A 20,872-nucleotide genomic window follows, 5' to 3' on the forward strand; every position below is an offset into this window, starting at 1 on the left:
TTACGGTCAGTTCTCCGCCACCCTCTTGGCGATGTGCGCGAGGGCTTCCTCGACCTGGTCGATGAGGATCAGGCACACGTCGCCGGACTGAAGCCGCGCGAGCGCCGCGTCGATGGCCGCGAACTCGCCGCGGATCTCCTCGATGGATCGCGTTCGAGTCGCCTGCTTCAGCCCCGCGCGCAGCAGCGCGAGCACTTCACCATCCGCCCGGCCTCTCTGTGCGGCATCCTGATAGAGAATCACGTCGTCGAACCCCTCCCCGACGACCTGCGCCTGGTCGAGAATGTCCTGGTCACGCCGGTCGCCGGCAGCGCTGATCACGATCATCCGGCGCCGCGAAGGAATCGCCTCCAGCGCCTGTGCGAGCGCCAGGATCGCATCCGGGTTGTGTCCGTAGTCCGCGATGACCTTCGCGCCCCGGAACGCGAATTCGTTGAACCGGCCCGGCACGGTCGCGGCGTCGCTCTCGAAGCGCGCCAGCGCCGATTCGATGCCGGGCCAGGGAACGTCCACCGCCCACGCAGCGGCGACGGACGCCAGCACGTTCTCCACCTGGAACGGAAGGGTGCCGCCTCGGGTGAGGGGAATGGCGGACAGGGGAATGCGGCGCACTTCCCGCCGGCCCTCGGCCGCCACGAGATCGCCGCGGTCGGTATACACCGATCGCCTGCCCCGCGCGCGATGCTCGGCGATCACCGGCAGCCCTGGATTGCGGGCAAAGAAGGTGACCGAGCCCGGGCAAACGCTCGCCATGGACGCCACCCGCGGGTCCGCGGCATTCAGCACCGCCACGCCGTGGGGCGCCACGTTCTGCACGATCACCCGCTTGAGCACGGTGAGTTCCTCCACGGTCTCGATGTAATTGAGACCCAGGTGGTCGCCCTTGCCGACGTTGGTCACGATCGCCACGGAGCAGCGGTCGAATCCCAGACCCTCTCGCAACAATCCCCCACGCGCTGTCTCGAGCACCGCAGCCTCCACATCGGGATGCATCAGCACGTTGCGGGCACTGCGGGGTCCGCTGCAGTCGCCGCTGTCGATCTGCCGTCCGCCGATGAACACACCGTCGGTATTGGTCATGCCCACGCACAGCCCCGAGGCGGCAATCATCGCGGTGGTCAGGCGCACCACCGTGGTCTTGCCGTTGGTGCCGGTTACTGCAACGACCGGCACCCGCGCATCGCCGTGGTCGCCGAACATGTCGCGAACGATGGCTTCGCCGACATCCCGGCCCCGGCCGTAGGAGGGGTGGATGTGCATCCGCAGACCCGGTGCGGCGTTCACCTCGACGATGGCCCCGTTCTGCGACTCCAGGGATTGCGACACGGTCTGGCAAACGACATCCACGCCGCAGATGTCCAGGCCTACCGTGCGTGCCGCCTCCACCGCACGCTGTGCGAGCTCGGCATGCACGTCGTCCGTCACGTCGGTGGCCGTGCCGCCCGTGCTCAGATTGGCGTTGTTGCGCAGGACCACCCGGGCGCCTTTCGGCGGGATGGAGTCGGGTTCGAAACCCTGGATGCGCAGCCAGGCGTGGGCGATGTCGTCGAACCGGATCTTGGTGAGCGACGTCGCGTGACCTTCCCCTCGCCGCGGGTCCGCGTTCACCTGTTCGACCAACTGGCGGATCGTGTGTCTTCCGTCGCCGATCACATGGGGCGGTTCCCGCCGAGCGGCCGCCACGAGCCGGTTGCCTACCACCAGCAGGCGGTGATCGTGCCCGGGCACGAACCGCTCCACGATCACGTCGGTTTCGTATTCCTGCGCGACGCGGAACGCGATCTCCAGGTGGTCCCGGGTCACGATGTTGGTCGTCACGCCCTTGCCCTGGTTGCCGTCCCTTGGCTTGACCACCACCGGCGCGCCGATCCGCTCCATCGCCGCCACCGCAGCTTTCAGCGTGTCGACGCACACGCCGTCCGGCACGGGAACGCCTGCCGCGGCGAGCAACGACTTGCTGAGCTCCTTGTCCTGGGCGATGGATTCGGCGATGGCGCTGGTGCTGTCGATCTCCGCAGCCTGGATGCGGCGCTGGTAGCGCCCCCAGCCGAATTGCACGAGGCTGCCTTCGGTGAGCCGCCTGTAGGGAATGCCTCGCGCGACCGCCGCGTGCACGATCGCGCCCGTGCTGGGCCCCAGACGGACGTCCTCGTCGAGGTCGTGCAGCTGCTTGAGGGCTGCGTCGAGGTCGAAGGGCCGGTCGGCAAGCGCCGCCTCGTAGAGTTCGCACGCCAGCCGCAGCGCAAGCCGGCCCACGGCCTCCTCGGTGTATTCGACGATGACGCGATAGGACTCCGGCTTCACGGTGGGGGCCGTGTGGCTGAAGGTGACGGCGCAACCGGCCTCGGCCTGCAGCCGCAGAAGCGCGAACTCCAGTGCACGGGCTGCCGGCAGCAGTCCCGTGTGGCCGATGGGCCGGATCGGCCCGATCCCGGGGAAGCGTGCACGCAACCGGGCCTCGAAGCCCGGCATCTGATCGATGGACCGCTCGTGGGCGTCCAGCAGCACCACCAGTTCCAGCGCCGTGTGCCGCGACCACAGATTGGGTCCGCGCAGCGCCCGGACTCGAGTGACTTCCATGATCGGATCCTCAGTTCGGGGGCGGCGTCCCGGTCACACACGCGGGATCGAAGGTTTCGAGGCCGGTCCGGAGGGTTTCGAACGGAACACCGAGGGACCAGGCGGCGGCCACGGCGGCAAGCGTACGGACAACGGCGGGCGCCATGTGCGGGCCCTGGACGTACGGGACGTCCGACAGATGAACGATGGGGACATCGGTGGTGCCCGTGGATACCGTGATGCGGCCGTCACGGACACTTGCCGAACATCCGCCATCCGCGCGCTGACGGACGATCGCCGGGTTGTCCGGACTCGCCGCGATCAGCACGACCCCTGCCGTCGCTCAGCCCGGCCATTTCCAGCGCGGCAGGATCGTCGGCATTCAGCACGGCCGTTCCGCCGGGCAGTACCACGTCGATCTGCGTGCGGAACACCTTGAAGAGGTCCTCCATGGTGTCGATGCTCCGCTCGGGCATCGCGTCGCCCGCGTCGATACCCATCACGATTCCCACCTGGCACCGGTCGTAGGCGAGCCCTTCGGCCGCCAGGGTGCGGGCCGAGGACTCGATCACGGCCGCATCCAGGAACCGGTTCATGAGGAGCTTGCGGCCGTAGCCCCAACCTGTGGCGTCAGACGCTTCGATCCGCCGGCCGCGCAGATACAGCCCCTCCCGGCACGCCAGACCTGCCGCCACGCCGTCGAGATCCAGCAGATGTCCGATGAGCAGCGTCACTGTCGCCGCGTCCCGGCTGCCTGCCACGCCCACGACGGGAATGCGCCCGTCTTCCTCAGCCGGAAACAGGTGGTCGACGATTGCCCTGCCCACCGGACGGCCCGGTCCGTTGGCGGGGCGCAGATGAAATTGCAGGCCCGGTCCGGCGTTGACCTCGACGATGGCGCCATTCTGTTCCGCGAGCGGTCTGCCGATGTCTTCCGCCACGAGATCGATGCCCGCGATGTCGAGGCCCACCATCCGCGCGGCCAGCACGACCGTCCGCGCGACGTCCGGATGAACCTCGTCCGTGACGTCCATCGCCATGTTGCCGTTGCGCTGGATCAGCACGCGCGTACCGGCGGAAGGCACCGAATGCGGTTCGAGCCCCTGGTGGGAAAGCTCCAGCCGGGCCGCAGCATCGATGCGCACGAAATTGAGCGGGTGGTCCTCCGTGGCTCCCCGCCGGGGATCGCTGTTCAACTGCGACTCGATGAGCGCTTCCACGGTCGAGCGGCCATCGCCGGTCACATAGGCGATGTCCCCCCGGGACGCCGCGACCATGCGGTCGCCCACCACCAGCAGGCGGTGCTCGCTGCCGCGAATGAACTGCTCGACCAGCACTCCCGACCCTTCGTCCTGCGCGACGGCGTAGGCCTTCTCGATCTCCGCCTGCGTGGCAAGACCGAGAAAGACGCCGCGGCCGTGATTGCCGTCCTGTGGCTTCACGACCACGGGCAGTCCCACCTCGAGGGCGGCGTCCCAGGCGTCCTCGGGGCTGTCGACCGCGCGGCCCTGGGGCACGGGCATTCCGCAGGACTCCAGCAGCTGCTTGGTCAGATTCTTGTCACGGGAGATGCTCTCGCCGATGGCGCTGGTCCGGTCCGTCTCCGCCGTCCAGATGCGGCGCTGCCGGCTGCCATAGCCGAGCTGGACCAGGTTGCCGTCGTTCAACCGGATGGCGGGGATCTTCCGCTCCTCGGCGCCGGCGGCGATCGCCGCCGTGCTGGGTCCCAGACAGAGGGAATCGCTCATCCGGCGGACCCGGGCGACGGCGGCCGCGACGTCGTACGAGCTTCCGTCCATGGCGGCCAGGACCAGATCGCGCGCCATCTCCACGGCCGCCAGGGTGACGTCGTCGTGCCACGACGTCACGACCATCTTGTAGACGCCCCGGGCGGGCGTCTCGCGCGTCCGGCCGAATCCGCCGGGCATGCCGGCAAGCGTCTGCAGGCCGGGAATCCGGTCGGAGGGGGAATCCTCGAGTGCGCCGATGTCGATCAGGCATTCGAGCACCGGACCGTAGGTCCACATGTTGGGGCCGCGCAGGGAGGTGACGCCGAGAATCTCGATGTTTCTTTGCATGGTTCTTGTCGAATTGCCCGGGCCGGGAGGGCCCGGGCACCGGGCAAACGCACCAGTGTTTCAGGCGGTTTACATGTCATGGACACTTTCGGTCGAACCCGGCACATCGGTTGAGGTACCCTCGGGCGTCGCCCCGTGAGGCAGGATACCTTTCGCATTCCCCATGTCCGACCTTCCCCCGCCGCTTCCGGCACCGGCCAGGACTCCCGATCCCGACCGGGCCGCAACCGCCGCAGGACTTCCCGAACCCTGGGCGGGCGAGATCCGGGGGTGCCTGGAGTCAGGCGAAAGCATCGTCGCGTGGCTGATGACGGACCTGGACGAACGGCTGCATTTCCGGCGCGGCATCGTCGTGCTTACCGACCGGCGCCTTCTGTCGGGCGCGCCGGGGCAACCGATCCGTCACTGGAGCACCGGCGCCGCGCTCGACCTGCGGCTGAGCGATCACGCGGGAGCCGGCAACCTCGAACTGTTCCAGGGCGGGACGCGGCTCTCCCGGTGGCGATTCACCCTGGCCGCCAACGCCGCGGCCCGGCGGCTCCTGGAGCGATTCGAGGACCGACGGTCGGGCGGAACGCAGGCGACGGATTTCTCTGCCTGCGAGCAATGTGGGGCACCGCTCGGTCCGGAGGGCGAGTGCCCGCGATGCGAAGCCGATTCCGACCGTCCGCCCACGCCGCGGAATCTGTTTCGCCTCTGGCGATTCGCCCGGCCTTACCGTGCGAAGCTCTTCCTCGGATTCGTCCTGACGCTCCTTGCCACCTCCGCCACGCTGGTGCCGCCCTATCTCACTCTGCCGCTCATGGACCGCGTGCTGATTCCCTACGGCAACGGCGTGCCCATCGATTTCGGCCTCGTCACCGTGCTGCTGTCGGCGCTCCTGGCGTCGGTGGTGTTGGCATGGGGGCTGGGCTGGGCGCGCACCTATGTGCTGGCGCTGGTGAGCGAACGTATCGGCGCGGACCTGCGCACGGCGACTTACGAACACCTCCTGCGGCTTTCGCTCGAGTACTTCGGCGGGCGGCGCACCGGCGATCTCATGGCCCGCATCGGGTCCGAGACGGATCGCATCTGCCTGTTCCTTTCGCTGCACCTGCTCGATTTCGCCACCGACGTGCTGATGATCGCCATGACCGCGGTCGTGCTCTTCACCATCGACCCCTGGCTCGCACTCATCACGCTGCTGCCGCTGCCGTTCATCGCCTGGCTCATCCATCTGGTGCGCGACCGGCTGCGGCACGGTTTCGAAAAGGTGGACCGCGTGTGGGGCGAGGTCAACAACGTGCTGGCGGACACGATTCCGGGCATCCGCGTAGTGAAGGCATTCGCGCAGGAGCAGCGCGAGGCCGCGCGGTTCCGCGAAGCCAACCGCCACAACCTCGCCGTCAACGACCGCGTGAACTTCACCTGGTCGGTGTTCTCTCCCACGGTCACCCTCCTGACGGAGGCAGGCCTGCTCGTCGTCTGGGCCTTCGGCATCTGGCAGGTGTCCAGAAGCGAGATCACGGTCGGTGTGCTCACGGCGTTCCTGGCGTACATCGGCCGCTTCTACACGAGGCTCGACTCCATGAGCCGCATCGTGTCCTTCACGCAGAAGGCGGCGGCGGGGGCCAAGCGCATCTTCGAGATTCTCGATCACGTCTCCAGCGTGCCGGAACCCGCGAAGCCGGTGCCGCTCGGCGACGTCACGGGGCGCATCGAACTGCGCAACGTGCACTTCCGCTATGGCAACCGCGCCGTGCTGAAGAGGCTCGACCTGGACATCCGTCCTGGAGAGATGATCGGCCTCGTTGGGCACAGCGGCTCGGGCAAGAGCACGCTGGTCAATCTCATCTGCCGCTTCTACGACGTCACCGAAGGCGCCATCCTGCTCGACGGGACAGACCTGCGCGCGTTCTCCGTTCCAGACTACCGCCGCCACATCGGTCTCGTGCTGCAGGAGCCTTTCCTGTTCTTCGGCACCATCGCGGAGAACATCGCCTATGGCCGGCCGCAGGCGAGCCGCGCCGAGATCATCGCGGCGGCCCGGGCGGCGCACGCGCACGAGTTCATCCTGCGGCTGCCACACGGGTACGACTCGCTCGTCGGAGAACGCGGACAGGCATTGTCCGGAGGGGAGCGACAGCGCATCTCGATCGCGCGGGCGCTACTCATCGATCCGCGCCTGCTGATCCTCGACGAAGCGACATCGTCGGTGGACACGCAGACGGAAAAGGAAATCCAGAAGGCGCTGGACAACCTTGTGCGCGGACGCACCACCATCGCCGTCGCCCACCGCCTGAGCACGCTGCGGCGCGCGGATCGTCTGGTCGTGCTCGATCGCGGCGAAGTCGTGGAGGTGGGGCCGCACGACGAACTGATGGCGCGCGAGGGCGCATATTTCCGCCTGTATCAGGCGCAGGCACGCAACGTCGATGGCCCGGAGGAGGACGACGCGCCCGCTGCCGCGCAGCCGCATCCTTTGCGAGTGGCCGGAGGTGCCGCATGACGGCAGGAGAGACAAGCCGGGCGACGAATGACTTCACGCTCGTGCGGACGGCCGCGGGGCGTCTCGCGTTCGTCGGCCCGACGGGCGAAGCGCATCACGGTGTCGTGCCGGTGCGCGCGTTTCCCATTTCGTCGCCGGACGAATCGATCTCGCTCGTGACCTCCGACGGACACGAACTCGCATGGATCGACCGCCTCGCGGACGTGCCGGACGACATCCGGTCCCTCATCGAGGAAGAACTCGCCGCCCGCGATTTCGTTCCGGAGATCCGCCGCATCCGCGCCGTGTCGTCCTTCGCGACACCCAGCACGTGGACAGTCGACACCGATCGAGGCGAGACCACTTTCGTGCTGCGCGGCGAAGACGACATCCGGCGGATGAGCCACGCCATGCTGCTGATCGCGGATTCCAACGGCGTGCAATACCTCATCCGCGATCAGAAGGCCCTGGACCGCGCGAGCCGGCGGTTGCTCGATCGGTTCCTTTGACGGGTTGCTTCGAATGATGAGAATTCCTCCGGACATCATCCCGTCGGAACGCGCCTTGGAATGCGCGTGCACGCTGATCGCGGGCGCCGACGCGCTGCTCGTCACGGCGGGTGCCGGCATGGGCATCGATTCGGGCCTGCCGGATTTCCGCGGCCCGGGCGGTTTCTGGCGGGCCTATCCCGCGCTGGGCAGGCGAGGCATCGATTTCACGGATATCGCCTCGCCCGCTGCCTTCGACGCGCTCCCGCGCCTGGCCTGGGGCTTCTACGGTCACAGGCTGGCCCTGTACCGGGCGACCCGTCCCCACAAGGGCTTTGCCATCCTGCGGCGCCTGGGAAAGCGCACGAAGAATGGTCTGCGGGTGTTCACCTCCAACGTCGATGGTCAGTTCCAGAAGGCCGGCGTCTCCGAGGATCACGTCGCCGAGTGCCACGGTTCGATCCACTGGCTGCAGTGCCTGCAGAACTGCGGCCGCAGGCCCTGGACCGCAGATGGCATTGCACCGGATGTCGACGAGGAAACCTGCGAGTGGCGGGGGCGTTGCCCACGTGCCCCGATTGCGGGGGTCTCGCGCGCCCGAACATCCTGATGTTCGGCGACTACGGGTGGACGGGTAGCCGTTACTCCAGGCAGGAAGAGCAGCTCGAACGCTGGCTCGGTCGCGCACGGGCGCTGGTGGTGATCGAAGTGGGTGCGGGCACGGCGATTCCGTCAGCGCGCCGTTTTGGAGAGTGGACGCGAGCGCCCATCATCCGGATCAATCCTCGAGAGCCGGAGATCCGGGGCGAGCGCGACGTTTCCTTGCCTCTCGGCGCGCTGGATGCCCTGCAGTTCCTGGAGGCACGGCTCGACAACGCTCGCGCTTGATCGAGGGCCGGGGGTGGGCGCGGCCGGTCAATGGCCGGAGAGCCTCACGCCGACGCGCAACTCCTCCTCTCCAGCCACTTCAGGATCACTTCGTAGAACTGCTCCGGCATCACCGGCTTGGTCACGAAGTCGTTCATGCCGGCCTCCATGCACCGGGCGCGATCCTCCGCAAAGGCATTCGCCGTCATGGCCACGATGGGGAGCAGGCCGCGGTCCGGCAACTGGCGGATGGCGCGCGTGGCCTCCAGGCCGTTCATGACGGGCATCTGCATGTCCATGACGATGAGCGCGTAGTCGTTGCGCGAAGCGTGGTCCACGGCTTGAGCGCCATCTTCCACCAGGTCGACCAGAAGGCCGGCGTCTTCGAGAATCAGCTGGGCGATCTCGCGATTGATCGGTTCGTCCTCCGCCACCAGCACCCGCGCACCCGCGTGACGCTGCCTCAGTCCTTTCTCCGCGCTCTCGGCGGCTGCGGGAGCTTCCTCTGGCGGAACCGGCGCGTTCTTTCGCAGCTTCACGGTGAACCAGAACGTGCTTCCTCCACCTGGCGTGCTTTTCACGCCCGCATCCCCCTGCATGAGCTGTGAAATACGTTTGGTGATCGCCAGACCAAGCCCCGTGCCGCCGTACTTGCGGGTCGTGCTGTTGTCTGCCTGCTCGAATGCGGAGAACAGTCGCGGAATGGCCGCGGGTTCTATGCCGATTCCCGAGTCCTCCACTTCGAAGCGTACCCACGCAGAGTCGTCCGTTTCCCGTTCGATTGCCGCGCGCAGGGTGACGTGGCCGGCATCCGTGAACTTGATGGCGTTTCCCGCGTAGTTGAGCAGCGCTTGCTGCAGTCGCGTGGAATCGCCCAGCAGATCGCAGGACATCGCGGGCAGTTCCGAAGCCAGGCGCAGGTTCTTGCTGCGCGCCCGGTCGCCGAGGATCGACATCACGTTGCCGAAGAGACTCTTCAGGTCGATCGCCGTCTCTTCCAGGACGAATTGTCCGGCTTCGATCTTGGACAGATCGAGGATCGCGTCGATGATCTCCATGAGGTGCTTGCCGGCGATCTCGATCTTCTGCAGGCGGTCGTCCTGTTCCGGCGAGACGCCCCCACGGCGAATGAGGTGCGTCATCCCGGTGATGGCGTTGAGCGGCGTGCGGATCTCGTGGCTCATGTTGGCCAGGAAGGCGCTCTTGGCGATGCTGGCAGCCTCGGCCGCCTGTTTGGCCTCCACCAGCGCGCGTTCGGCTTCCTTGCGGTGCGTGATGTCGGTGATGAAGGCGATGAACCTGCCGTCGGCGCCGTCGGCGCCGGCCAGATGGTGCAAGGTGATCTCCACGGGGAGGAACGCGCCCGAGCGGGTGCGCAGCGCGGTATCGAACTTCGCGCGGCCTGCCTCGCGCACCCAGGCGTTGAAACCGGCGAAGTCTTCCCGCGGCACCCTGGGGTCCACGTCGGCCACGGACATCGCAAGCATCTCGTCCACCCGGTAGCCCAGCATGCTGGCGCCGTGCTTGTTGACGTAGAGGAACTTTCCCGTGCGGGCATCGCTCCAGTGGATGCCGATGCCTACCGCCTCCATCGCGAACACGGTGTCGGAAAGGCGGGCGTTGACTGCCACCAGATCCGCGGTCCGTGCTTTCACCTGCGTCTCGAGTTCCTGATGACTGCGGTCCAGGGCCTCTCGCGCCGCCTTGGCCTCGGTGACGTCGCGGGACAGGGTGAGGAGGCAACGCTTCCCCTGCAGTTCGACGAACTTGCCCGAGACCTGCCAGTAGCCCGTGTGACCGTCCTTGGCCCGGAAGCACGCTTCCAGACCGAGACACACCCCGTCCTTCTCGAGGGCTGCGAAGAGGCGCTCCCTGTCCGCGAGATCCACCCACAGACCGAGTTCCGTGCCGGTGCGGCCCAGTACTTCCTCCCGCTCGAAACCCGACGCCTTCACGAAAGCGGAGTTGACATCCATGATGCGGCCGTCGGGCACATCCGCGATGATCACGGCGTCCTGAGTCGTCTCGAAGGTGATGCGGTAGCGCTCCTCGCTTTCCTTCAGCGCATTCTGTGAACGCTTGAGGACAGTGATGTCGCGAGTGACCGAGAGGACGCAGACTTCACCGTTCACGTTCGTCACGGTCGCGGACATGAGGGCCCATCGGGTGGAGCCGTTCTTGGCCTGGAACTGCGTTTCCAGATTCCGGCAGACCCCGTCCCGATGGAGCGCCTCGTAGAGCCGGTCGCGGTCGGAAAGATTCCTCCATAGGCCCAGTTCGAGGCCCGTCTTGCCGATCACTTCCTCCCGCTTGAGTCCCAATCCCTTGAGAAACGCCCGATTCGCCTCCAGGAAGCGTCCCTCGGCGAGCGTGGTGATGTTCACGGCGTCGAGCGAGGTCTCGAAGGCGATCCGGTAGCGCTCCTCGCTGCGCTCCAGCTCCTGGCGAAGCTGGGTATCACTCTCGCGTCTCGCGCGCTCGCCCGACAGACGTCGCAGGCGCATGGCCACGAGCGAGAACGCCACGCCGGTGACGGAGAAGGTTCCGACCAGCACCCACGCTTCGAAGGGTGTGGCCGCAGGTGCGGAGGCAAATGTGGAGGGAAGGAACAGCGCGAACGCGAGTATCGATGCGAGCGCCGTCGCCAGGACACCCGCCATGGGGCCCGCGGCGAGAGCGGAGAAGAACGCAGCGGGGTAGAAGAAGAGCAGCGCGTGAGGACGGATGTGTTCCCACGCCAGCCACTGTGCCAGGGCGGCTGCCAGAGTCAACGCGACAGCCACGAGAACGCTGCGTAGGGAAGTCATCCGGACCTCGTCGTGTTCTTGTTCGGGGGCAGGCGCGAACGCGGATGAACCTGTCCCTTCGACCGGCGGCTGACCGATATCGATCGGGCGGCTCCGTGTCGGGGACATCCCCTGGCTCTGCATTCATCCGCCGCGTCTCCTGCACGGTGACACGGATTCCACAATTCCCGCGCGCGCCGTTGCTGCCGGACGCGCTGCCTCCGCACGATGCATGGGTGCGGCCGGGCGGGTGGAGGACTCGGTTCCACCCGTTACATTCGTTTATCGACGGGGCCCCACGGGTCCGAAGCACCCGGCTCGGCGGGGCCCGGCCTTGCTCGCCACTTCGAGACCGGCGGGACGGGACGCCTCCTGCGTTCCCTCCCGTCAGCCGTTGAACCTGCCGTTCTCTTCCGCCAACTGCTCCAGCAGCGCCGTCGGTTTCCAGAAGGCCCCGTACCGCGCGTGATATCCCCGGACCGCTTCCAGCACCTTGGGCAATCCCACAGTGTCGGCGTAGAACATCGGACCGCCACGGTAGCGCGGAAAACCGTACCCGTACAAGTAAACGATGTCCACGTCGCTCGCACGCTGGGCAATGCCTTCCTCCACGATCTGCGCGCCCACGTTCACGAGTTGGTACATGCAGCGTTCCAGAATTTCCTGGTCGCTGATATCGCGCCGCTCGATGCCCGCGTCCTTCGAGGCCTGGACGATCAGCGCCTCGATTTCCGGATCGGGAATCGGCGAGCGGTTGCCGGCTTCGTAGCGGTAGTAGCCGGCGCCGGTCTTCTGGCCGAAGCGGCCGCGTTCGCAGATGAGATCGCCGATGCGCGAATACCGCTCGTTCGGATCCCGCGTGGCGGCCTGGCGCTTGCGAATGGCCCAGCCGATGTCCAGCCCGGCGAGATCGCTCACGCGGAACGGCCCCATGGCCCAGCCGAATTCCTCCATCACGCGGTCCACCTGCTGCGGCAGCGCGCCTTCTTCCAGCAGGAAGACGGCTTCGCGGAAATAGGCGTGGACCATGCGGTTGCCGACGAAGCCGTCGCACACGCCCACGAGAACGCCGACCTTCTTGATGGTGCGGGCGAGTTTCATGCTGGTCGCGATGACGTCGTTCGCGGTCTTGGCACCCCGCACGATCTCGAGCAGGCGCATCACGTTGGCCGGGCTGAAGAAGTGCAGGCCGATCACGTCCTGGGGGCGGGACGTCACCGCGGCGATCTGGTCGATGTCCAGCGTGGAGGTGTTCGTGGCCAGGATCGCACCCGGCTTCGCGACGGCATCCAGCTTGCGGAAGACGTCCTTCTTGACGTCCATCTCCTCGAACACGGCTTCGACGACGATGTCGGCATCCTTGATGTCGTCGTAGGACAGCACACCGCTCATCAGACCCATGCGCTTGTCCATGGCTTCCTGGGTGAGGCGCCCCTTCGACACCGTGGCCGCGTAGTTCTTGCGGATGATGTCGAGACCCTTGTCCAGGCGCTCCTGCGAGGCCTCGAGGATCTTCACGGGAATGCCGGCGTTGGCGAAGTTCATGGCGATGCCGCCGCCCATGGTGCCCGCGCCGATCACGGCCGCGGACTTGATCTCGCGCACCGGCGTGTCGTCCGGGACATCCTTGATCTTGTTGGCGGCCCGCTCGGAGAAGAACGCGTGGCGCAGCGATTTCGATTCGGCGGTCGCGACCAGCTTCTCGAAGCCGTCGCGCTCGAACTTGATGCCCTCGGCGAAGGGCTTCCTGACGGCGGCCTCGACGCATTCCATGCAGACGAGCGGTGCGGGATAGCCTTTGTATTCCTTGGCGATACGCTGGCGGGCGGCGGCGAAGAAGGCATCCACGTCGCCTTCGACGGCCGCCGTCAGCGCACTCGCGCGGCGGATCGGACGGCCTTCCTTCGAGACCTTGTTCGCGAACGCGACCGCGGCGGCGCGCAGGTCACCGGTGACGATCTCGTCGACGATGCCCAACTCGTGGGCTTTTTCCGTGCTGACGGGATCGCCCGTGATGATCATCTCCAGTGCGGTCTTGGCGCCGATCAGCCGGGGCAGGCGCTGGGTCCCGCCCGCGCCGGGAAGGATGCCCAGCTTCACTTCGGGCAGACCGATCTGGGCGCCGGTGATCGCGCAGCGGTAGTGCGCGCCGAGCGCCAGTTCCAGTCCACCGCCCATCGTCGGGCCGGCGATGGCCGCGACCATGGGCTTGGTGACCGTGTCCATGTAGAAGAGCACGTCGCGCAGGTTCGCGAGCCCCATGGGGGCGGGCTTGCCGAACTCGGAGATGTCCGCCCCGCCGGAGAAATTCTTTCCGCCGCCGATCAGCAGGAACACCCGTACGGCGGGATCGTGGTCGCCTTCCTTGAGCGCATCGAGAACACCCTGGAGGAGCCCCTTGCTCACGGACAGCGCGTTGACCGGGGGATTGTGGAGGGTGATGACCCCGACGTGGCCTTGAACCTGGTATTCGACGATGTTGGGCATGGCGATCTCTGGAATGAATCGAAACGGCGCCGGGGTGCGGCAGGGAGGGGAACTTTAGCATTCCTGCCAGGCACGGCCGCGTGTACGGCGCCCTGCGCGAACCCGGCGGACGCAGTGGAGGTATGAAGATCTTCATCATGACATCCGGGTGAGCGGCGTGTTACACCGTCTCCTGGCTGGGAAGGCCTGATCTTCCGCGGGAGGGCGCCGTGAGCGACCGCAGTCTGGGTGGATTGCCGATCACCGGTTGGCTCGCCATCGTGCTGGCCATGGTGGGCGTGCTCGTGTGGAAACAGGTGCCCCTGGACCCCAAGCGTGCGGCCGGGTCCGACGTGCAGGGCGCCCAGGTCCGGGCGCTGCAGGACGTCAATGCCCGCCTGTGGGAAGACCCGTACGCGGCCGTGGCCCGGGCGCGGCGCGACTTGCCCAAGGCGGACAGCTCCGCTGCGGAAGAGCGCTCGCTCGACGCAGTCTGCGGTCAGCTTTCCGCGAGTGCCTCCAGCGGCGAGATGCGGCTGCACGTGCTCGCCGTCATGGTATCGAACGCACCGTATTCCGACGGCGAGGAGAATCGCCGCCGGACCCGATATGCCGTGCAGTCCGCCTTGAGCGTTGCGCACTTCGTGCCCGAGAACGCCGATCACCTCGGATTCTTCCGCTGGCGTGGCGTGACCGATGTTCCCTTCGAGGTCTTCCGGCGCAAGAACACCGGGCGCGACCGCTATTTCACCCTGGTCCTGTGGCTGGAGGACGAGGTGGTGTCCTGGACCGACGTCGCCAATCCTGCCGCGCAGTCCATGGACGGCGAACCGCTGCGCCAGCTCACCGAGTTGCGCGACCAGGTACGCCGGCATTGCCTGGGCCCGCGGCCGTCCGGCCCCGAGCGTTTCGGCTTCTCGGTGCTGGGCCCGGCCAACTCGCAGACGCTGCGCACCATGACGCGCGAACTGCAGTCGGAGGGCGCAAACCGCCGGAGACCCGGCGGGGATTCGGCGACCCCATCGATCTGTACTCTGCCTTTGCCACGGCACCGGCGAAGGAGATCATGAACAGCAATGAGGATCCGGCGGCCACGGAGTCTTGCGCCGAGGCGCCGGACGAGTGGTACTGCCGTCTGGGTTTTCTCTTCTGGGCGCACGGCATGCGGTTTCACAGGGTCACCGGCACGGACGACGCGGCCACCGCGTTGCTGCTGGACGAACTCGAAGGGCGGGGCGTGCGCATCCGCGACACGGATGCCCCGAGGAAGACGCTGCGCCACGTGGCCATCGTGTCCGAGCACGACACCTACTACGGTCGGCGATTGCCCGTGGTCTTTCTGCGTGGCGCGGGACAGGAAGCCGCGTGCGAGACCGACCTCAGCGAGTCGGAGGGCGCTCAAGGCGCGGCCACCGGCTGCCGGGTGCTGCGGTTTAGCTATCTGCGCGGACTGGACGGAGAAGGTCCACGGACCGTGGCGGCTCCCAAGGATTCATCCGCCGCCGCGCAGAAACAGAATCAGGTCGGTACCGTGGAACCGGCGGAAGGCCTTTCACAGTTCGACTACCTTCGCCGTCTTGCCGGCCGGATCGATGCCTTCAACGCGGCGCTGAAGCGTGAAGGCCGCGGCGAGATCGGCGCCATCGGCATCCTGGGCAGCGATGTCTACGACAAGATCGCCTTGCTGCGTGCGCTGCGGCCGGAGTTTCCCCGCGCCGTCTTCTTCACCACCGATCTCGATGCCCGCCTGCTGAGCGCGCAGCACCTGGAATGGACTCGCAACGTTGTCGTCGCCTCGAGCTTCGGGTTCTCGTTGACGCCCTGCCTGCAGAAGGACGTTCCGCCGTTCCGCGGCACGTACCAGACGGCCGCCTATTTCGGCGCGCGGGTGGCGCTGTTCAATGCCATGCCCGCGGGCAGCCCCTTCCGGGACGACGCGTGCCCGGACGCGTTTCTGCCGGCGACGGACCACGGGTCGAACGTCGCTTCCGATCCGCGACTTCGGATCACGCCCTCCATGCTCGACCACTGGCTCATTCGTCCGCGGTTGTTCGAACTCGGGCGCACCGGACCGGTTGCGCTGGACGATGCGCCCGGCCGATGCACGGCACTGTCCTCCTGCGCTCAGATCCATCCGCAGCAGCGCGACGTGCGCCGCGGCGAGGAACACTTCCTCTGGGGCTTCGCCGGTATCGGGATCGTGTTCGGGACGCTGCTGGTGCTGCGCGGAACGCGCGCGATCGTGCTGCGGCCATTTGCAGTGGGTGCGGCCTATCTCATGAAGGGCACGCCGGCCGAACGCATCGGCGCCGTGCTCGCGGTGGCCGCTGTCGTCGGGCCGCCCCTGTGCCTGGGCTGGATCGGCCTGCGCAGCATCCGCGATCCGGGGGGCGAGCCATTCTTCTGGGCCGAAGGCGTGAGCGTGTGGCCTTCGGAACTGCTGCGGGTCACGGGACTGATGCTGGGCGTGTGCTTTCTCGTCTACCTCTTCTCCGAAACGGCGCGCAGCGCGCAACGTCTGGCAGAACGCTTCGGGCTCCAGCGCAGGGCAGACAAGCGGCACTCATGGCAGATCGCCGCGGGCATCATCGGCCGGCCGGAAGCGCAGGAGCCGCACGGCCAGGCGGCCGCCCTGTGGGCTCAGTACGTTTCGTCCAGCCGTCTCCCATGGCGGCTGCTTCGCGTGCTCGTCCACGTCGCGCTGTTCTATGCCGTCGCGGCGGTCTTGTTCCATCTCACCGACTCGCCCAACAACCCGGCCCGCGGGGCCGAGGCGATGGGCGTGGAGAAGGTCCTCAGACTGGCATTGGTGTTCGTCTTCCTGTTCCTGCTCTTCGCGGTCAACGACGCCATCCGGCTGTGCCGCAATCTGGTCCAGGCCCTCACGGAGATCCGCGAGACGATGGACTGGCCGGACGCCGCGGTGAAGCGCTACGGGACGTCGCTGGGACTCTCGGAAGACATGGCGCCGGAGGCCCGGAACGCCATTCTCGATGCCTGGATCGACACACGGTTCGTGGTGCAGATCACGGCGGACGTCGGTCCGCTGCTGTACTTTCCGTTCGCGCTGCTGGGGCTGATGATCGCCGCGCGCTGGAACGTCACCGACCACTGGGATCTCGCGCCGGGCCTGGTGGTGGTGCTGGCCGTGAGCTTCGTCGCGGCCTGTATCAACGCCATCGAGATGCAGCGCGCAGCTTCCCGCGCCCGCAAGGCGGCATTGCAGCGGCTGAACGCCGTGCTTCTGCGCAGCGGCGGCGGCGCCGACAAGGACTATCCGTCGACGCAATACCTGCAATCGCTCATCCGGTCGGTGGAAACGTTGCGCGAAGGCGCGTTCGTGCCGTTCGTCGAACAGCCGCTGGTGCGTGCGGCGCTCATCCCGTTCAGCAGCGCGGGCGGTCTCTACCTGGTGGATCTGTTCGCGCTGGCGAGTTGAGCGGAGCCCCCCTCATTCAACCGCGGAGGACCTGTTGGGCGGCCCGGTGGCAACCGTGGAGAAGGCGGCCATTGCCCTTCGCCCACGGGCTGGGGGTCGGACCGTTCAGTACAGCCCGGACGGTCGCACGCTCATGAGGGTCCTTCCTGGCACACGCTCCACATCCACCAGATCCAGCGCCGGATTGCACCGGTACGTGAGGAAGCAGCGGTCCCGCACGTTCGAGAGTGCGGCAGGATCGAACAACGCGGCATTGACGCCATCGCACCGGACGGACTTCACCAGCAATCCGCTGTCCCCCCGCGAACGGTAGAACGCGCCCAGGGGCTGGGTGTGGAGGTAGTCCGCGCGGCTCACCAGTTCGGGGAATTCCGCTTCGGCGCCGCGCAGGTCGACCAGCGCGGCCTTGCAGTGCACGTCGCAGATGCGGCGCTCGCCGGTGATCGGGCGGTCGTGGTCCGGGAAGCTGTCCATCACGAACCGGTGCCAGTGATATACGGTCTCGTGGATCGTCGTCTCCAGTTCGAACGAGCCGTACCAGACGCCGTAATGCCGGCCATCGCTGAACCGGCTGGCGTTCCAGTGCGACGGGTCGAAGACGTAGGCCACGGCGACGCCGTAGTCGAACGGGCGATGGATGAGCGCCTGGTGCGTGGCGGCGTTGGATTCCTGCTCGACGGCGATCGCGAGGGTCCAGTCGGCGGGCGAGGAAGACAGGTCGTCGAAGAGATCCTGGGAGGTCCGGATGCCCTTGATGTTGCGGATCAGATCGGCGTCGAAGTCGACGGTTTCCGCCTGCGGAACGCGCAGGGTCACGTCCCGCGCTCGTGATCGAGATAGCGCCGGATCGACAACAGGCCTTCGAAGCCATGCTGGATCACGATGTCCACGGGGCGGGCGCCCAGCAGACGGTTGGGCGTACTCATCCAGCGATAGGCGAGGTCGCGGTCATGCGGGAAGAGGATCCGCAGCGACTTGTGGATGCCCAGCAGATGACCGGCGCGGTCCAGCAGGTCGCGGCTGTCGGCCAGCGGTTCACCCCGGCGATAACGAGCCAGGGTCGAGCGGTTGCCTGCCGACAACCCGAGAAGCTCCGCCTGTTCGGTCGCCGGAAGCCGCCAGTGTTCCAGCAGGCGGCTCACCATCGCGGCGAGCCGCGTGCGGGATTCGCGCGAGTGAATGTCTGCCGTGGACGGTGACGGGTGAAGCGCTTCCAAGATCCGGACCTTGTCGATGCTGAATTCGGTGGACTGGAGGAAGCGTAGCAATTGCTACGTCCTGGGTCAAGAACGAGGCTTTCCCGAAGACGCGGCTCGATCGGTTCATCCGACCGGGTTCACACCCCCGAGATAGCGGTGCCAGACGGTGTGGTCCGCATCCAACTCGGCCGACGAACCTTGCCATACGACCCGGCCACGCTCGATGAGGGTATGGTGCTGGGCCAGCGCGATGAGACGGGTGACGTACTTGTCGATGACCAGGATGCTCTGTCCCTGGGTGCGCAGCGTGTGCAGGCATTGCCAGATCTCTTCGCGCACCAGCGGCGCGAGACCCTCCGTGGCCTCGTCCAGGATGAGCAGCTTCGGGTTGGTCATCAGCGCGCGGCCGATGGCGAGCATCTGCTGCTCTCCCCCCGAAAGCTGGTTGCCCATGTTGCCCCTGCGCTCCGCCAGACGCGGAAACAGCGCGTAGACCCGGGACGCCGACCATGGCCCGGCCGCGCGGTGGCGGTTGGAGGCGAAGGCGACAAGATTCTCCTCCACGGTCAGATTGGGAAAGATCTGCCGGCCCTCCGGCACGAGTGCGATGCCGGCGCGCGCGATGGCTTCCGTGGACGTGCCGTCGATGCGCTCGCCGCAGAACCGGATGCTGCCCTCTCGGCAGGGCAGCAGGCCGAGAATCGTGCGCAACGTCGTCGTCTTGCCCATGCCATTGCGGCCGAGCAGGGTGGCGACCTCGCCTTGGGTGACGGTCAGATTGAGGCCGAACAGCACCTCCGTGCCGCTGTAGCCGCTGTGGACGCCGGAGAGTTCCAGCATCGGTGTCACGACGGCACTCCGAGCGCCGCAGGCTCGTCCAGCTCGTCGCCCAGATAGGCACGCTTCACCTCGGCGTTCGTGCGAATCTCCGCGGGTGTGCCAGTCGCCACGATCTTCCCGGACACGAGCACCGAGATGCGGTCGGCCAGACGGAAGACGGCGTCCATGTCGTGCTCCACCAGCAGCAGGGTGCATTCTCCGCGCAGGGCGGAAACGAGGGTCACCATGCGGGCGGATTCCTCCGGGCCGAGGCCCGCAAGCGGTTCGTCAAGCAGCAGGACGCGGGGCCGCGTCGCCAGCGCCAGGCCTATTTCCAGCCGGCGTTGCTCGCCATGGGCGAGCGCACCGGCGGCGACGTCGAGGCGATCCGACAGATCGATGCGGGCAGCGATCCGCGCGGCTTCCTCGAGCGGAGCCCGATCGAATCGCGCCTGACGCCAGAACCGGAAGCTCGATCCCGTGCGAGCCTGCACGGCCAGTGCGAGATTGTCGGCGACGCTGAAGCGGCGAAACAGGCTGGTGAGCTGGTAGGAGCGGGCGAGCCCCGCGCGGACGCGCTCGTGCATCGACAGGGCCGTGATGTCGTGGCCTTCCAACGTGACTGTGCCTTCGTCCGAGCGGAGAGCCCCGGAAATCTGATGGATGAGGGTGGTCTTGCCGGCGCCGTTCGGACCGATCAGCGCGTGGATTCCGCCGGCGGCTACGGAAAGAGTCACGTGGTCGGTGGCGACGAGCCCGCCGAAGCGCTTCACCAGGGCATCGAGCCGGAGCGCCTCAGTCACTCCGGTTCCTCCGCACCAGTGTGGCGAGCCCGTCCGGCGCGAACAGCACGACCGCCACAAGCACCGCGCCGACGTAGAACTGCCAGTGGAGGGTGTGACCGGAGATGACTTCCTCGAGCACCAGCAGCACCATGGCCCCCAGCGCGGGGCCGAGAAACCGGCCGAGTCCGCCGAGGATCACCATGATCAGCAGCATCCCGGACTGGGTCCAGTTGAGGAACGCGGGGCTCGCCATGTCGTTCTGATTGGCCGCCAGGGCGCCCGCGAGTCCGGCCGCCGCGCCCGCGATCACGAAGGCGGCGAGCCGGATCCGGAACACGGGATATCCGCTGGCTTCCATGCGCGACTCGTTCTCGCGCACGCCCTGCAACGCACGGCCGAACCGGGAGTTCACCACCCGCCACAGCACGCCGATCGCAGCGGCCACGACGGCGAGCGTCACGTAGTAGAACGTCAGGTCGGACTTGAGGTTCAGGCCGAAGCCGACGGCGGAGCGGGCCGTCAGCGGCAGACCATCCTCCCCGCCGTAATCCTTCAGCGAGATGAACACGTAGTACGTCATCTGTGCGAAGGCCAGGGTGATCATGATGAAGTACACGCCGCGCGTCCGCAGGCTGATCGCTCCGATCACCAGCGCCGCCAGCCCCGCCCACGCGCAGGCGAGCGGCCACGCGATCCAGGCCGACTGCAGCCCGTGCGCGGACGCGATCCCCACCACGTATGCACCTGCGCCGAAGTACGCCGCGTGTCCGAAGCTCACCATGCCCCCGAACCCGACGAGCAGGTTGAGGCTCGTCGCCGCCAGCGCGTAGATCATCACGCGGCTTGCCAGCACCAGATAGAAGGGTTCGTCGAGCCAGGCAAGAAGCGCCGGCAGAAGGCAGAGCGCCGCGATGACAGG

Annotated in this window: 12 protein-coding genes and 2 pseudogenes; 5 read left to right on the forward strand and 9 right to left on the reverse strand. The window is 67.2% G+C overall.

The genetic code is table 11. The features are described 5' to 3' along the window. Window positions 1-6: 6 nt before the first annotated feature. Window positions 7-2,580, reverse strand: a complete 2,574-nt coding sequence (gene cphA, locus IPK20_15720; protein MBK8018029.1) for a cyanophycin synthetase — start codon at window positions 2,578-2,580, stop codon at window positions 7-9. Window positions 2,581-2,590: 10 nt separating this feature from the next. After that, window positions 2,591-4,637, reverse strand: a pseudogene (gene cphA, locus IPK20_15725) (cyanophycin synthetase). Between the two features lie 163 nt (window positions 4,638-4,800). On the opposite strand from cphA (IPK20_15725), the gene IPK20_15730 reads away from it, so the two are divergent. From IPK20_15730 to IPK20_15740, 3 genes and pseudogenes are all read left to right on the forward strand, one after another. After that, window positions 4,801-7,125, forward strand: coding sequence for an ABC transporter ATP-binding protein (locus IPK20_15730; GenBank protein ID MBK8018030.1), 2,325 nt, complete (start codon window positions 4,801-4,803; stop codon window positions 7,123-7,125). Then, window positions 7,122-7,613 carry a DUF1854 domain-containing protein gene (locus tag IPK20_15735; protein MBK8018031.1) on the forward strand — a complete coding sequence of 164 codons (492 nt, stop codon included), beginning with the start codon at window positions 7,122-7,124 and terminating at the stop codon, window positions 7,611-7,613. The genes IPK20_15730 and IPK20_15735 overlap by 4 nt, the downstream gene beginning before the upstream one ends. Before the next feature lie 16 nt (window positions 7,614-7,629). Then, window positions 7,630-8,480, forward strand: a pseudogene (locus IPK20_15740) (NAD-dependent deacetylase). Between the two features lie 44 nt (window positions 8,481-8,524). Here the strand turns inward: IPK20_15740 and IPK20_15745 are convergent. Then, window positions 8,525-11,266 (reverse strand): PAS domain S-box protein, encoded by a 2,742-nt coding sequence (locus IPK20_15745; protein MBK8018032.1) that lies wholly within the window; start codon window positions 11,264-11,266, stop codon window positions 8,525-8,527. 366 nt (window positions 11,267-11,632) lie between these two features. Then, entirely contained in the window at window positions 11,633-13,732 is a 2,100-nt protein-coding gene (locus tag IPK20_15750) for an enoyl-CoA hydratase/isomerase family protein (protein ID MBK8018033.1), read from the reverse strand. Window positions 13,733-13,941: 209 nt separating this feature from the next. Between IPK20_15750 and IPK20_15755 the strand changes: the two genes are divergently transcribed. Both IPK20_15755 and IPK20_15760 read left to right on the forward strand, forming a co-directional pair. Continuing rightward, window positions 13,942-14,781 (forward strand): hypothetical protein, encoded by an 840-nt coding sequence (locus tag IPK20_15755; protein ID MBK8018034.1) that lies wholly within the window; start codon window positions 13,942-13,944, stop codon window positions 14,779-14,781. Then, entirely contained in the window at window positions 14,778-17,150 is a 2,373-nt protein-coding gene (locus IPK20_15760; protein ID MBK8018035.1) for a hypothetical protein, read from the forward strand. Before IPK20_15755 ends, IPK20_15760 begins: the two co-directional genes overlap by 4 nt. 105 nt (window positions 17,151-17,255) lie before the next feature. On the opposite strand, the gene IPK20_15765 is transcribed toward IPK20_15760, so the two are convergent. The 5 genes from IPK20_15765 to IPK20_15785 all read right to left on the reverse strand — a co-directional run bounded on the left by IPK20_15765 (window position 17,256) and on the right by IPK20_15785 (window position 20,809). Further along, entirely contained in the window at window positions 17,256-17,966 is a 711-nt protein-coding gene (locus IPK20_15765) for an RES family NAD+ phosphorylase (GenBank protein MBK8018036.1), read from the reverse strand. After that, window positions 17,963-18,295, reverse strand: a complete 333-nt coding sequence (locus tag IPK20_15770; protein ID MBK8018037.1) for a DUF2384 domain-containing protein — start codon at window positions 18,293-18,295, stop codon at window positions 17,963-17,965. The genes IPK20_15765 and IPK20_15770 overlap by 4 nt, the downstream gene beginning before the upstream one ends. A gap of 177 nt (window positions 18,296-18,472) precedes the next feature. Beyond that, a complete protein-coding gene (locus IPK20_15775) occupies window positions 18,473-19,189 on the reverse strand; it encodes an ABC transporter ATP-binding protein (GenBank protein MBK8018038.1) in 717 nt (238 codons plus the stop codon). A 5-nt stretch (window positions 19,190-19,194) separates the two neighbouring features. After that, window positions 19,195-19,971, reverse strand: a complete 777-nt coding sequence (locus tag IPK20_15780; protein ID MBK8018039.1) for an ABC transporter ATP-binding protein — start codon at window positions 19,969-19,971, stop codon at window positions 19,195-19,197. Further along, on the reverse strand, window positions 19,964-20,809 hold the full coding sequence (locus IPK20_15785) for a branched-chain amino acid ABC transporter permease (GenBank protein MBK8018040.1): 846 nt from the start codon (window positions 20,807-20,809) through the stop codon (window positions 19,964-19,966). The genes IPK20_15780 and IPK20_15785 overlap by 8 nt, the downstream gene beginning before the upstream one ends. Between the last annotated feature and the right edge of the window lie 63 nt (window positions 20,810-20,872).

It is taken from the genome of Betaproteobacteria bacterium, assembly GCA_016713305.1.
In the GTDB taxonomy this organism is placed as follows: Bacteria; Pseudomonadota; Gammaproteobacteria; order Burkholderiales.

Bases quoted from the DNA above. Each gene is read 5' to 3' on its own strand.
- cphA (MBK8018029.1), bottom strand. From the start codon at position 2,580: ATGGAAGTCACTCGAGTCCGGGCGCTGCGCGGACCCAATCTGTGGTCG.
- IPK20_15750 (MBK8018033.1), bottom strand. From the start codon at position 13,732: ATGCCCAACATCGTCGAATACCAGGTTCAAGGCCACGTCGGGGTCATC.
- IPK20_15770 (MBK8018037.1), bottom strand. From the start codon at position 18,295: ATGGTGAGCCGCCTGCTGGAACACTGGCGGCTTCCGGCGACCGAACAG.
- IPK20_15775 (MBK8018038.1), bottom strand. From the start codon at position 19,189: ATGCTGGAACTCTCCGGCGTCCACAGCGGCTACAGCGGCACGGAGGTG.
- IPK20_15735 (MBK8018031.1), top strand. From the start codon at position 7,122: ATGACGGCAGGAGAGACAAGCCGGGCGACGAATGACTTCACGCTCGTG.
- IPK20_15745 (MBK8018032.1), bottom strand. From the start codon at position 11,266: ATGACTTCCCTACGCAGCGTTCTCGTGGCTGTCGCGTTGACTCTGGCA.
- IPK20_15760 (MBK8018035.1), top strand. From the start codon at position 14,778: ATGAACAGCAATGAGGATCCGGCGGCCACGGAGTCTTGCGCCGAGGCG.
- IPK20_15730 (MBK8018030.1), top strand. From the start codon at position 4,801: ATGTCCGACCTTCCCCCGCCGCTTCCGGCACCGGCCAGGACTCCCGAT.